The 12062-nt window shown below is 67.5% G+C and carries 13 protein-coding genes and 1 pseudogene; 8 read left to right on the forward strand and 6 right to left on the reverse strand.

Translation table 11 applies throughout. The features are described from left to right. Positions 1 to 695: pseudogene (locus AX690_RS12065) on the forward strand (DNA mismatch repair protein MutL); the annotation flags it as partial. Between the two features lie 123 nt (positions 696 to 818). Here AX690_RS12065 and AX690_RS12070 read toward each other — a convergent pair. The 4 genes from AX690_RS12070 to AX690_RS12085 form a co-directional block, all read right to left on the reverse strand. Beyond that, positions 819 to 1586, reverse strand: a complete 768-nt coding sequence (locus AX690_RS12070; protein ID WP_066684672.1) for a MerR family transcriptional regulator — start codon at positions 1584 to 1586, stop codon at positions 819 to 821. 100 nt (positions 1587 to 1686) lie between these two features. Further along, positions 1687 to 2916, reverse strand: coding sequence for a hypothetical protein (locus tag AX690_RS12075; protein ID WP_066684676.1), 1230 nt, complete (start codon positions 2914 to 2916; stop codon positions 1687 to 1689). A 71-nt stretch (positions 2917 to 2987) separates the two neighbouring features. After that, the gene (locus AX690_RS12080; protein ID WP_066684679.1) at positions 2988 to 4151 is read right to left on the reverse strand and encodes a hypothetical protein; all 1164 of its coding nucleotides are present in this window, start codon (positions 4149 to 4151) and stop codon (positions 2988 to 2990) included. A gap of 73 nt (positions 4152 to 4224) precedes the next feature. Beyond that, positions 4225 to 4818: a GNAT family N-acetyltransferase gene (locus tag AX690_RS12085; protein ID WP_066684681.1), complete on the reverse strand. Its 594-nt coding sequence runs from the start codon at positions 4816 to 4818 to the stop codon at positions 4225 to 4227. Positions 4819 to 4975: 157 nt separating this feature from the next. On the opposite strand from AX690_RS12085, the gene AX690_RS12090 reads away from it, so the two are divergent. Together AX690_RS12090 and AX690_RS12095 are read left to right on the forward strand one after the other, a co-directional pair. Beyond that, a complete protein-coding gene (locus tag AX690_RS12090; protein WP_066684683.1) occupies positions 4976 to 6280 on the forward strand; it encodes an acyl-CoA dehydrogenase family protein in 1305 nt (434 codons plus the stop codon). 181 nt (positions 6281 to 6461) lie between these two features. Then, the gene (locus AX690_RS12095; RefSeq protein WP_066684686.1) at positions 6462 to 7001 is read left to right on the forward strand and encodes a methylated-DNA--[protein]-cysteine S-methyltransferase; all 540 of its coding nucleotides are present in this window, start codon (positions 6462 to 6464) and stop codon (positions 6999 to 7001) included. On the opposite strand, the gene AX690_RS12100 is transcribed toward AX690_RS12095, so the two are convergent. Continuing rightward, complete coding sequence (locus AX690_RS12100; protein ID WP_066684690.1) at positions 6971 to 7396, reverse strand: DUF4345 family protein; 426 nt, start codon at positions 7394 to 7396, stop codon at positions 6971 to 6973. The genes AX690_RS12095 and AX690_RS12100 overlap by 31 nt on opposite strands. Positions 7397 to 7415: 19 nt before the next feature. Further along, positions 7416 to 7826 (reverse strand): VOC family protein, encoded by a 411-nt coding sequence (locus tag AX690_RS12105; RefSeq protein ID WP_066684692.1) that lies wholly within the window; start codon positions 7824 to 7826, stop codon positions 7416 to 7418. 177 nt (positions 7827 to 8003) lie between these two features. Here AX690_RS12105 and groES point away from each other — a divergent pair, with 177 nt between their 5' ends. From groES to AX690_RS12125, 5 genes are all read left to right on the forward strand, one after another. Beyond that, positions 8004 to 8294: a co-chaperone GroES gene (gene groES / locus AX690_RS12110; RefSeq protein WP_013080760.1), complete on the forward strand. Its 291-nt coding sequence runs from the start codon at positions 8004 to 8006 to the stop codon at positions 8292 to 8294. Between the two features lie 58 nt (positions 8295 to 8352). Further along, entirely contained in the window at positions 8353 to 9996 is a 1644-nt protein-coding gene (groL, locus tag AX690_RS12115; RefSeq protein WP_066684695.1) for a chaperonin GroEL, read from the forward strand. A gap of 245 nt (positions 9997 to 10241) precedes the next feature. Further along, positions 10242 to 10379: a hypothetical protein gene (locus AX690_RS23320; RefSeq protein WP_197426848.1), complete on the forward strand. Its 138-nt coding sequence runs from the start codon at positions 10242 to 10244 to the stop codon at positions 10377 to 10379. A 43-nt stretch (positions 10380 to 10422) separates the two neighbouring features. Continuing rightward, positions 10423 to 10734, forward strand: coding sequence for a hypothetical protein (locus AX690_RS12120; protein ID WP_066684697.1), 312 nt, complete (start codon positions 10423 to 10425; stop codon positions 10732 to 10734). A 100-nt stretch (positions 10735 to 10834) separates the two neighbouring features. Then, positions 10835 to 12010: a DUF3089 domain-containing protein gene (locus AX690_RS12125; RefSeq protein ID WP_082769630.1), complete on the forward strand. Its 1176-nt coding sequence runs from the start codon at positions 10835 to 10837 to the stop codon at positions 12008 to 12010. Positions 12011 to 12062 lie beyond the last annotated feature (52 nt).

Raw genomic sequence — 12062 nt, forward strand, 5'->3', positions numbered from 1 at the left:
GGCCAGGGGGCGGGGGCGCCGGCCTTGAATGGGCCGGCTCCGAGCAGACACCCCCACACCCAACCCTCTCCCCGCAAGGGGGAGAGGGCTATGCCGCGCCCTTTGACCCGATCGACTACCCGCTCGGCGCGGCCCGGGCCCAGGTGCACGAGACCTATATCGTCGCCCAGACCCGCGACGGCATGGTCATCGTCGACCAGCACGCGGCCCACGAGCGCCTCGTCTATGAGCGGATGAAGGGCGAGATGGCCGCCGGCGGCGTGGCGCGTCAGACCCTGCTGCTGCCCGAGGTGGTGGATCTCGACCCGGCCGAGGCCGAGCGCGTCGTCGCCCGCGCCGAGGAGCTGGCCAGCCTGGGCCTCGTCATCGAGAGCTTCGGCCCCGGCGCGGTGCTGGTGCGCGAGACGCCGGCCCTGCTGGGCAAGACCGACGCGGCGGGCCTGGTCCGCGACATCGCCGACGACCTGGCCGAGAACGGCGCGGCCCTGGCGCTGAAGGAGCGGCTGGAGGAGGTCTGCTCGACCATGGCCTGCCACGGCAGCGTTCGCGCCGGCCGCCGCCTGAACGGCGCCGAGATGAACGCCCTGCTGCGCGAGATGGAGGCCACGCCCCACTCGGGCCAGTGCAACCACGGCCGCCCGACCTATGTCGAGCTGAAGCTGGCCGACATCGAGAAGCTGTTCGGACGGCGGTGATCGATGCTCCCCCGCGATGCGGGGGAGCTGTCACGGAGTGACTGAGGGGGCTAATGCGGCCTCGGCTCAGCTAGCCCCCTCCGGCCCTCTGGGCCACCTCCCCCGCATCGCGGGGGAGGAACATCACCGCTTCTCCGCGAATACCCGCATCGCTTCGGCGAAGTACTCGGTCAAACCCGGCGCGATCGCCTCATAGCGCGCGGTGAATTCCGGGTTCTCCCGGTAGAGATGACCCAGCCCCTTGAACGCGTCCGGCGTCGGCTCGCGGTTCCAGGATCGGCCGACCCACGCCCAGTGGCGGCGCATGATCGTCGTCACCGGATCGCTGTCGACCGGCAGCCCCTGCTTCAGAGCCTTGGCCAGATCGTGCTCGATCGCCTTGGCCTCCTCCTGGAAGTGGGACCAGTCCCTCTTGCCCCAGCTCTTCATGCCGGCCTTGGCGTCAGCGATCCGCTGGGCGGCCTCGTCGCCATAGCGCTCGACCAGCCAGGCCTCATGCTCGGCCTGCTTCTTGGGATCGAAGCCTTCGAAAAGCATCCTGTCGTCCATCGTCTCGTCTCCTTCGAGGTTGGCGAGGGTTCGATCGACGATGGCTGTCAGCTGAGCGTAGCGCTCGGCCTCGGCCGCCAGGCGCGCGCGTTGGGCGCGGAGCGCGGCGGCGAGGTCGAAATCCGGATCGTCCAACGCGGCCTGAATGTCCTTCAGCGGAGTCTCCAGGGCGCGGTGGAAGAGGATCTGTTGCAGGCGCAGCAGGTCCTGGCGGTCGTAATAGCGATAGCCGTTGGCCCCGACGGCGCGAGGCTTCAACAAGCCGATGGCGTCGTAGTGGTGCAGCGCGCGCACTGAAACGCCGGACAGCTTGGCCATCTGCTTGACCGTGTAAACGCTCAACCGGGGCGCCCTTTAGTCGACCTTGCCTCTCGATGGCGAAGTCACTCAGGGATCACGCGGCGTGAGGGTCAAGCGCGCCGGAGCAAAAAGTCCGCCCGGCTCAGCTCAGGGCGATCGGCGCGCCTTCGGCGCCAGCGACCGGCTTGTCGAGCAGGGTGGTGATGGCGGGGCCCTGGACGCGGGCGATTCCGGCGGCGCGGCACGCCTCCAGCTCGGCCCGCGTGGCCACCCCGGCGACGCCTTGCATCACGCCCTTGCCTTCGTACAGGTTCTTGCGCTCGGCGAACCTCTGAATGTTGCTCATCCGGTCGAACTTGGTCTCGCCGGTCAGCAGCAGGGTGACGCTGTCGATCAGCTCGGGCGGCAGGCCGTGGATCGGGAAGGTGGCGTCCTCGACCCGCAGGTCCATGAAAGCGAAGCTGCCCTTCAGGAAGGCGCGCATCTGCTGCAGCATGCCCAGCGAAGCCTCGCGCGGCGTGCCGTAGATCGTGGCGACCAGGCGCGGCTGCTGATCCAGCGGATAGCGCGACAGGCGGCTCTTGTAGGCGTCCAGGGCCGACTGGGTCGTCAGGTTCCAGAAGCCAAACGGCACCAGGATTTGGCCGAAGGCCGCCGCCTTCAAGGCGGCCTGGGCGTCGGTCAGGCAGATCAGATCGCGCTTGAGGAGTTTGTCGTCGTCCTCCGGCGGCGGCTGCAGCAGATCGGCGCGCATGCCGATGAGCGATGCGACGAAAGCGTTGGCCGAGAGATCATAGACGCCCCACCAGCCCGTCTGCGGCGGCGGAGGGGGAGGCGGCGGAGCCTTGGGCGCGACCGGCGCCTTGGCGGTCTTTGACGCCTTGTCGGCCAAAGGAGCGTCCGCCGCGCCCGCTTCGGCCTTTTCGGCCGCCAGGGCCCTGGCCTCCTCGTGGGTGCTGGGCACGGACTCGACCGCGTCGGCGGTGATCACATGGACCCGGCCCGCCGCGCCGCCATAGCCCTTGCCGGCGACCAGGCCGGCCAGCTCCTTCTGCGACAGGCTGGCGAACTTCAGGACGGCGGTCTCATCGCCCTGGAAGGTCATCAGGCAGATCTCGCCGCCCTCGCCGCCAGGGAACAGCACCTGCTCCAGCTCGGCCGCCAGGGCCTGCATCTCGGCGGGATCCAGCGTCTCGACCCGGTTGTCGGCCAGCACGAAGGCCAGTGGAGCCACGGCGCCGCACTTGCGCGGGGCGCGCCAGCGCGCCTTCAGGAAGGCGTCGGCCACGGCCTGCGCCTTTGATCGCGGGATTTCGCCGGGCTGGCTCTCGCCGGCGTTGAACAGGATTCGGAGGCAGGCGATGGCCGTCATGAGTGCAACACTAGGTAGGAATCCTCGCCAATTCGTTGAGGGCCCCGGCTAAAAGCAACGACCCGCGGGCCTTACACGGCCAGCGGAAGTTCATCGACCGGCGTCTCCTGCTCGGTCACGGGCGCGGCGAACAGGCCGCTGACGAAAGGACCCTTGATCGTGTTGGCGCCCATGCGCCGCGCAAGCTCCAGCTCGCGCGCGTTGCGCACCCCCGCCAGGCCCTGACGCAAGCGGCGGGCGGCGTAGACCTTCCGGTCGGACAAGAAACGATGGATCTTCAGCAGGCGGGACTTCTCGTCATCGCCTTCGAGCTGCAGGACCACGCCGTGCGCCAAGCCTTCGGGCACGGCCTGGCAATAGAAGCCGGCGTCATGAACCCGCAGATCGACGCGGGCGAAGCTGGGCAGGACGATATCGCGCAGCGGGGCGATGGCCGAGAACGGCAGGTCGCGCGGCACCTCGTAGATCACCGCCGCCATCCGCTCGCGAACGCTGGGCGACAGGGCGGTGAAGCGCGCCTGATAGGCCTCGCGGATGCCCGCGCGGACCACGCTCCACATCCGCACGCCCACCCACGCCTTGAGGCTGGGGTCGGCCTCCAGCGCCGCGACGGCGCGGTCGAAGGCCAGGAGGTCGGCCTCGGCGAATTCGGAGTCGTCCTGCGGCTCGGGCGCGCCGGGCTTGCGCACGACCATGATCTCGGAGCTTTCGAACTTCTGGCTTCCCAGGTTGTAGACGCCACGCCAGCCCAGATGGATCGGCGTCTGAGCCTCGACCTTGGGCTTGGCCGCGACCACGCGCGGCGTCGAGCCCCAGGGCGCCAGCTCGGCCACGCCGTCGCGGCGGACCAGGCGCGTGCGGCCCTCGGGCGGCGGCGGCTTGCCGCCGCGCATGGCCAGCAGCTCATCCTCGGTCAGGGTGGAAAACTTGAGGACCTGCTCTTCCTCGCCCTCGAAGGTGAGCATGCAGAGATCATCGCGGCCCTGGGTGCCGAACAGCCGCAGCTGCAGCTCCGAAGCCATATGTCGCAGTTCTTCGCCGTCCAGATAATCGGCGTGAGGATCGATCAGCACATAGGCGCCGGGCGCCACGCGGCCGTAGCGACGGGGAGCAGGCCAATGGGCCTCGATATAGGAGGAGGCGGTCTTGTCGATCTTGGCCGGAGTCACGCCCTCGACGGCGGTCTCGCGCGCGCCGTGTTCAATGCAGATTCGAAGACATGCCATCCCGCCCATGCGGGGAAACTTATAACGCCGTGTATTGAGAATTGCTTCTCGGAACTAATGGCGCGACAACGCGCCACAGACCTTAAACGAATGCCTCCGACAACCTGAAGTCTAGGCGTTGGCGCACGCCCGGCCAGTCGTAATCAGTGATCGAGAAGACGGCCGTGTCGCGCACGTGACCCGTCCAGGTGATCTTGTGATTGCGGAGCACGCCTTCCTTGGTCGCGCCCAGCTTCTGGATCGCCGCCTGGCTGCGGGCGTTGCGGACGTCGGTGACCAGCTCGACGCGAATGGCGCCGCAGTCGAACGCGTGCGCCAGCAGCAGCCGCTTGCTTTCCGGATTGACCGGACCCGACCGCGCTTCAGGGTTGAGGAAGGTCGAGCCGATCTCCAGACCGCAGTGGAGACGGCGGATGTTCAGGTAGCTGGAGGTGCCGACCACCTTGCCGTCCGACAGGCGGCGGATGGCGAAGCCGATGCGCTCGCCCCGGTCCGTCTCGCCCTGCAGCGCGCCCCAGAAGTCGTCGAAGCCTTCGCCGCAGCCGTTGACCGACATGATCTCCCAGCTTTCGGGATCGCAGTCGACGGCGGCCTTCAGCTCGTCGCGGTGATCGACGGTGACGGGTTCGAGGCGCACATGGCGCCCCTGCAGGATGTCGGCGGTCAGGTTCAGCATGACCGCCGTTGTCCGACAGCCGTGTGACGAACACAACCCGCCCGCCGGAAACTTACGCAATCGGACGTAGCCCTGCCCGCTTGCCCCGCGCGTCAGGGCGTTCTACAAACACTTCAAACAAGCGTTTGAGATAAGCAAAGCGGGCAGAGGGAACACCATGGACTTCGACATCTCCCCCAAGCAACGCGTCTTCCTGGACCGCGTCACCGCGTTCATGGACGAACACGTTTATCCGGCGATCCCGGCCTACGACGCCGAGATGAACGTCCTGGGTCAGGAGCGCTGGAAGGTCGTCCAGGTGCTGGAAGAACTGAAGAAGAAGGCCAAGGCCGCGGGCCTGTGGAACTTCTTCATGCCGCCGCACAGCGGCCAGACCCATGTCGACGACACCTTCGTCTTCGAAGGCGAGCAGCTGACCAACCTCGAATACAGCCTGATCGCCGAGCACATGGGCAAGGTCGGCTTCGCCTCGGAGGTCTTCAACTGCTCGGCGCCGGACACGGGCAACATGGAAGTGCTGATGCGCTACGGCACGCTGGCGCAGAAGGAGCGCTGGTTGCGCCCGCTGATGAACGGCGAGATCCGCTCGGCCTTCCTGATGACCGAGCCGGCGGTGGCCAGCTCGGACGCCACCAACATCGAGACCCGCATCGAGCGCGACGGCGACCACTATGTGATCAACGGCCGCAAGTGGTGGAGCTCGGGCGTGGGCGACCCGCGCTGCAAGGTGGCGATCGTGATGGGCAAGACCGATCCGACCGCCTCGACCCACCAGCAGCAGAGCCAGGTCCTGGTGCCGATGGACGCGCCGGGGATCGAGATCGTCCGCATGCTGCCGGTGTTCGGCTATGACGACGCCCCGCACGGCCACGCCGAGGTGATCCTGAAGGACGTCCGCGTGCCGGTCGAGGACGCCCTGCTGCTGGGCGAAGGCCGCGGCTTCGAGATCGCCCAGGGCCGCCTGGGCCCCGGCCGCATCCACCACTGCATGCGCACGATCGGCGCGGCCGAGGTGGCGCTGGAGAAGATGATCAAGCGCCTGATGAGCCGGAAGGCGTTCGGCAAGTACCTGTCCGATCACTCGGTCTGGGAGCAGCGTATCGCCGAGGCCCGCATCGACATCGAGATGTGCCGCCTGCTGTGCCTGAAGGCCGCCGACATGATGGACAAGGCCGGCAACAAGTCGGCCCGCCTCGAGATCGCGATGATCAAGGTCGCCGCCCCGCGCATCGCCCTGAAGGTCATCGACGACGCCATCCAGGCCCACGGCGGCGCGGGCGTGACCACCGACTTCGGCCTCGCCAAGCTCTATGCCGGCATCCGCACCCTGCGCCTGGCCGACGGCCCGGACGAGGTCCACTGCCGCACCATCGCCCGCATGGAAATGTCCAAGTACGGCGACCTCGCCTACAAGCAGAAGACCGAGCGCGACGCGGCCCTGCACGTGCCGGGGATTCGGTAGAAGGCGAGATGCTCCCCCGCGATGCGGGGGAGCTGTCGCGGAGCGACTGAGGGGGCTAATGCGGCATAGGTCCAGCTAGCCCCCTCCGGCCCGCCGGGCCACCTCCCCCGCATCGCGGGGGAGGAACTTTAGCCGCAAAATCCGGGCGGACAGCCTCGCTTCGGCGAGCGATCATCGCCGCATGACCCGCCCCAACCACCTCCTCCTGGATCGCGCGCCGTCGCCGATCGGCGAGATCCTGATCGTCACCGACGAGACCGGCCTGCTGCGCGCCGTCGACTTCCACGACTTCGAGCCGCGCCTGCGCCGGCTGCTGCGCCTGCACTACGGCGACCTTCCGCTACAGGCGGGTGAGGCGCCGGCCCCGACCAAGGTCGCCTTCGCCCGCTACTTCGCCGGAGATGTGAGCGCGCTAGCCGACCTAAGCTGGGATACAGGCGGCACGGCCTTCCAGCGCGCGGTCTGGCGGGCGCTGGCCGCCATTCCACCGGGGGAGACCGTGACCTATTCGGAGCTCGCCCGCCGCGTGGAGCGCCCCGCCGCCATTCGCGCGGTCGGCGCCGCCAACGGCGCCAATCCGCTAAGCTTGGTCGCGCCCTGCCACCGGGTGATCGGCATGAGCGGCGCGCTCACCGGCTATGCCGGCGGGATCGAACGCAAGCGCTGGCTGCTGGCCCATGAGGGCGTGCTTCAGGCGAAGCCCATGCCCCTCGCCACATAAGGCCCGACGTTGAAGAACGGGAGGCTCAGGGTGATCCCGATCAGGGCGTTGACCGCGATCGAACCGGCGTTGAAGCGGCCCGCCTCGCCATCCTTGACCGCCGACAGCGCCCGCGCCGCCGCCGCGCCCAGCCAGCCCACCGCCAGCACCATCGCCATGGCCGCGCCCAGCCGGGGCTGGTAGCCGAGATACAGCGCCGCGATCCCGTGCGAGGCGATCAGCATGCCGCCGAACGCCCGCCCTTCCGCGAACAGCGGCGACTTCGGCGTCTCCTCGTCGGCCAGGCCCGCAAGGCCCAACATGGTCTCGGGCCGCGCCAGGATCATGCCGCCCAGCGCGCCGCCGATGACGCAGGCCACCACCGCCAGGAACAGGGACAGGACGTAGCTGGACATCGGCTCTCCTAGCACTCCGTCAGGCAGGCGCGTGACAGACGGCCTCGACGTTTCGACCGTCCGGGTCAAGAACGAAAGCCGCATAATAGTTGGGATGATAGTGAGGCCGAACGCCCGGCGCCCCATTGTCGGTCCCGCCCGCCGCCAGCGCCGCGGCGTGGAAGGCGTCGACCTGGGCCCGGTCGGCGGCCAGGAAGGCCACATGCATGGCGCCCGTCGCCGCGGGGCCCTCGCTGACCCAGAAGTTCGGCTTGCCGACCTGCAGTTCGGGTCTGGCCGCCGTCGCGCCATAGCCGAAGTGCGCCGATCCGCCGGTCTGCTCGGCGGTCACGCTCATGACAACGGCCAGCCCCAAAGGCGCCAAGGCCGCGTCGTAGAAGGCTTTAGCGACCTTGAGGTCGCTCGCCGTCACCCCGATATGATCGATCACCACAGGCCTCCCGTTAACCGCCCGACGAAAAAACTTCACCCTGGGCGTTCTTGACTCCCCGAGGGCCGGCGCCTAACTGACGCTCGTCGTTAGCACTCGGAGGGAGCGACTGCTAACAGCACCGCTCCCTCCTGCTGACGAAGCCATTAAATCAAACCGTTCCGACGGAGAACCACAATGAAGTTTCGTCCCCTGGGCGACCGCGTCCTCGTGAAGCGCGTCGAAGAAGAAACCAAGACCAAGGGCGGGATCATCATTCCCGACACGGCGAAGGAAAAGCCTCAAGAAGGCGAAGTCGTCGCTGTCGGTCCGGGCGCTCGCAACGACAAGGGCGAAGTCGTCGCCCTGGACGTGAAGGCCGGCGACCGCATCCTGTTCGGCAAGTGGTCGGGCACCGAAGTGAAGGTCGACGGTCAGGACCTCCTGATCATGAAGGAAAGCGACGTCCTGGGCGTGGTCGAGGCTTAAGGCCTCCTCCGTCCTTCGACGCTTTCTCCCCTAACCTCTTTCCAGAAAGGCACCACACATGGCCGCCAAAGACGTCTATTTCTCCTCCGACGCGCGCGACAAGATGCTGCGCGGCGTCAACATCCTCGCCAACGCGGTGAAGGTGACCCTGGGCCCCAAGGGCCGCAACGTCGTCATCGAAAAGTCGTTCGGCGCTCCGCGCACGACCAAGGACGGCGTCTCGGTCGCCAAGGAAATCGAACTGGCTGACAAGTTCGAGAACCTCGGCGCGCAGATGATCCGCGAAGTCGCCAGCAAGACCAACGACAAGGCCGGCGACGGCACCACGACCGCCACGGTCCTGGCCCAAGCCATCGTCCAGGAAGGCCTCAAGTCGGTCGCCGCCGGCATGAACCCGATGGACCTGAAGCGCGGTATCGACAAGGCCGTGCTGGTCGCCGTCGAGGACATCAAGAAGTCCTCGAAGAAGGTCACCACCAACGCTGAAATCGCCCAAGTCGGCACCATCTCGGCCAACGGCGACAAGGAAGTCGGCGAGATGATCGCCAAGGCGATGGACAAGGTCGGCAACGAAGGCGTCATCACCGTCGAGGAAGCCAAGACCGCCGAGACCGAACTCGACGTCGTCGAAGGCATGCAGTTCGACCGCGGCTACCTGTCGCCGTACTTCATCACCAACGCCGACAAGATGGAAGTTCAGCTGGAAGAGCCGCTGATCCTCCTGTTTGAAAAGAAGCTGTCGTCGCTGCAGCCGCTGCTGCCGGTGCTGGAAGCCGTCGTCCAGTCGGGCCGTCCGCTGCTGATCATCGCCGAGGACGTCGAGGGCGAGGCCCTGGCCACGCTGGTCGTCAACAAGCTGCGTGGCGGCCTGCGCGTCGCCGCGGTCAAGGCTCCGGGCTTCGGCGACCGCCGCAAGGCCATGCTGGAAGACATCGCGATCCTGACCGGCGCCCAAGTCGTCAGCGAAGACCTCGGCATCAAGCTCGAGAGCGTCACGCTCGACATGCTGGGCCGCGCCAAGAAGGTCTCGATCACCAAGGACGACACCACGATCGTGGACGGCGTCGGTGAGAAGGAAGCCATCGAGGCTCGCATCTCGCAGATCAAGCGCCAGATCGAGGAAACCACCTCGGACTACGACAAGGAAAAGCTGCAAGAGCGCCTGGCCAAGCTGGCCGGCGGCGTCGCGGTCATCCGCGTCGGCGGCTCGACCGAAGTCGAAGTGAAGGAAAAGAAGGACCGCGTTGACGACGCCCTCAACGCGACCCGCGCGGCCGCCGACGAAGGCATCGTCCCGGGCGGCGGCACGGCTCTGCTGAAGGCCTCCAAGGCCCTGGCTGGCCTGACCGGCGACAACGACGACCAGACCGCCGGCATCGCGATCGTCCGTCGCGCCCTGCAGGCTCCGATCCGCCAGATCGCCGAAAACGCCGGCGTCGAAGGCTCGATCGTGGTTGGCAAGATCCTGGAAAACGACAGCAGCTCGTTCGGCTTCAACGCCCAGAGCGAACAGTATGTCGACCTGGTCGCCGACGGCGTCATCGACCCGGCCAAGGTTGTCCGCACGGCCCTGCAGAACGCCGCCTCGGTGGCCGGCCTGCTGATCACCACGGAAGCCGCGATCGTCGAAGCCCCGAAGAAGGCCTCGGCCGGCGCCGCTCCGGGCGGCATGCCGGGCGGCATGGGCGACATGGACTTCTAAGAAGTCCATAAAGTCGCCCATTCTCCAAAGAGATCTGGATCGGCCTAGCCGATCCAGAGCGGCGACATGGACTTCTAAGAAGTCCTGCCAGCCAACAGCTGAAACGGATGAGGGCGGGGCCGAAAGGCTCCGCCCTTTTTCTATCCACCGCCCATCCACCGGAATCTCATCAAATCCGCGAGAACGCACGCATCCAAGCGTCGCCTTCGGCGTTAGGATGCAGCCTTGCAGGCATGGAGGCTGTCATGTCGTTCGTGCGTGAGTATCCCGCCCCGCGTCGTAAACGCGCCCCGCGGTCTTCCCTGAGTATCATTGTCCTGGGCTTGTCGGCCTGGCTGGTTCTGGGCCTGCTGAGCCAGGCGGCGTTCCAGCTGATCGGCTGATTGGCGCTTACAGTTTCGTGCGGAACGTCCTAAGTCCGGGATCATGTTCCGCCAGCGTCCCGACGCCGATCTGATCGTTCAAGGCTGGGTCATCGGCGTCATGGTCGAGGTCCCCGGCGAGCGCGCCCCCGTGCGCCACTACTTCGCCGTCGGCAAGGCCGACCGGGCGCAGGCCGAATGGACCGCCACCGACCTCGCCCAGACCGAGGGCGCGATCGCCTCCAGTCCCGTCGACGGTCATGAGCCGGTCGAGGCCATGCACGAGATCGTCGCCTATCGTATGCGGGACCTGGGCCTGAAGACCGGCGAAGCGCGGCGGCTGGGCGACAAGTACCCGCGCCGCTGGTTGTTCTAGCGCCCGCTCGCGATTAGCCCTTGGCGCGCGCGCGCCTTTCCGGCCATGCTCAGCGCCAAACAGGCGTTCGAACGCCGTGCGAGGGAAGAGCATGACCAGGATGAGGCTGGCCGCCATGGGTTTGGCGGCGATCTTGACGATGGGCGCATCGGCCTGCGCCCAGACAGCGCCCGCGCCGAGCACGCCGAACGATTACGCCAAGCCTGAAAGCTGGCTATGCCTGCCCGGCCGCCAGGACGCCTGCGCCTCGGACCAGACGACAACCATCGTCGAGGCCGACGGCAAGACCTCGGTCGAGACCTTCAAGGCCGCGACCGCGCCGGCCTACGACTGTTTCTACGTCTATCCGACGGTCTCGACCGATCCGGGCGGCAACAGCGACATGGTCATCGATCCGGCCGAGAAGCGCGTCGTCGACCAGCAGCTGGCGCGCTTCGCCTCCAAGTGCCGGGTCTTCGCGCCGATGTACCGCCAGGTCACCCTGGCGGCGCTGCGGTCGGTCATGCTGGGGCGCCCGTCTCCGGGTGACGCCGAGCTGGCCTATGGCGACGTTCGCGACGCCTGGCGCTGGTATCTGGCCAATGAAAACAAGGGCCCCAATAACCAGCCAAGGGGCGTCGTCCTGATCGGCCATAGCCAGGGCTCGCGCGTCCTGCTGAACCTGCTGAAGAACGAGATCGACGGCCAGCCGGCCCAGAAGCAGATGATCTCGGCCCTGGTGCTGGGCATGAACACGCCGGTGGACGCCGCGGGCAAGTACGGCTCGATCCCGCTGTGTACGAAGGCCGACCAGGCCGGCTGCCTCGTCACCTATGTCTCGTTCCGCGCGACCAGCCCGCCGCCGGCCAACAGCCGCTTTGGCAAGACGGACGCGGACGGCCATCGCGCCGGCTGCGTGAACCCCGCCGCCCTGCTGGCCGGCAAGGCCTCTTCGGAGGATGCGCCGCTGCATGCCTATCTCAGCAGCAAGGGGTTCGGGGCCGTCGAGGGACAGGCGCCCAAGCCGTTCGCCAAGGGACTGACGGTGACGACGCCGTTCGTCTCGATGCCGGGCCTGCTCTCGGCCCGCTGCGTCAGCGAAGGCGACTTCACCTACCTGTCGGTCAAGATCAACGCCGATCCGGCCGACCCGCGCGCCGACGACATCGGCGGCGACATCGCGGTGGCGGGCGTCGTGCTGAAGGACTGGGGGCTGCACCTGATCGACGTGAACCTGGCCATGGGGGACCTGGTGGCGCTGGTCGACCGTCAGGCGGCGGCTTACGGGGCCAAATAGATGCTCCCCCGCGATGCGGGGGAGCTGTCGCGGAGCGACTGAGGGGGCTAAC

Source organism: Caulobacter sp. CCH9-E1 (assembly GCF_001556515.1).
In the GTDB taxonomy this organism is placed as follows: domain Bacteria; phylum Pseudomonadota; class Alphaproteobacteria; order Caulobacterales; family Caulobacteraceae; genus Caulobacter.

What these genes read in the sequence shown, in the direction of transcription:
- AX690_RS12095 (WP_066684686.1), top strand. Translation starts at nt 6,462, where the DNA reads ATGACCCGCCCCAACCACCTCCTCCTGGATCGCGCGCCGTCGCCGATC.
- AX690_RS12090 (WP_066684683.1), top strand. Translation starts at nt 4,976, where the DNA reads ATGGACTTCGACATCTCCCCCAAGCAACGCGTCTTCCTGGACCGCGTC.
- groL (WP_066684695.1), top strand. Translation starts at nt 8,353, where the DNA reads ATGGCCGCCAAAGACGTCTATTTCTCCTCCGACGCGCGCGACAAGATG.
- AX690_RS12075 (WP_066684676.1), bottom strand. Translation starts at nt 2,916, where the DNA reads ATGACGGCCATCGCCTGCCTCCGAATCCTGTTCAACGCCGGCGAGAGC.
- groES (WP_013080760.1), top strand. Translation starts at nt 8,004, where the DNA reads ATGAAGTTTCGTCCCCTGGGCGACCGCGTCCTCGTGAAGCGCGTCGAA.
- AX690_RS12100 (WP_066684690.1), bottom strand. Translation starts at nt 7,396, where the DNA reads ATGTCCAGCTACGTCCTGTCCCTGTTCCTGGCGGTGGTGGCCTGCGTC.
- AX690_RS12125 (WP_082769630.1), top strand. Translation starts at nt 10,835, where the DNA reads ATGAGGCTGGCCGCCATGGGTTTGGCGGCGATCTTGACGATGGGCGCA.
- AX690_RS12120 (WP_066684697.1), top strand. Translation starts at nt 10,423, where the DNA reads ATGTTCCGCCAGCGTCCCGACGCCGATCTGATCGTTCAAGGCTGGGTC.
- AX690_RS23320 (WP_197426848.1), top strand. Translation starts at nt 10,242, where the DNA reads ATGTCGTTCGTGCGTGAGTATCCCGCCCCGCGTCGTAAACGCGCCCCG.
- AX690_RS12080 (WP_066684679.1), bottom strand. Translation starts at nt 4,151, where the DNA reads ATGGGCGGGATGGCATGTCTTCGAATCTGCATTGAACACGGCGCGCGC.
- AX690_RS12085 (WP_066684681.1), bottom strand. Translation starts at nt 4,818, where the DNA reads ATGCTGAACCTGACCGCCGACATCCTGCAGGGGCGCCATGTGCGCCTC.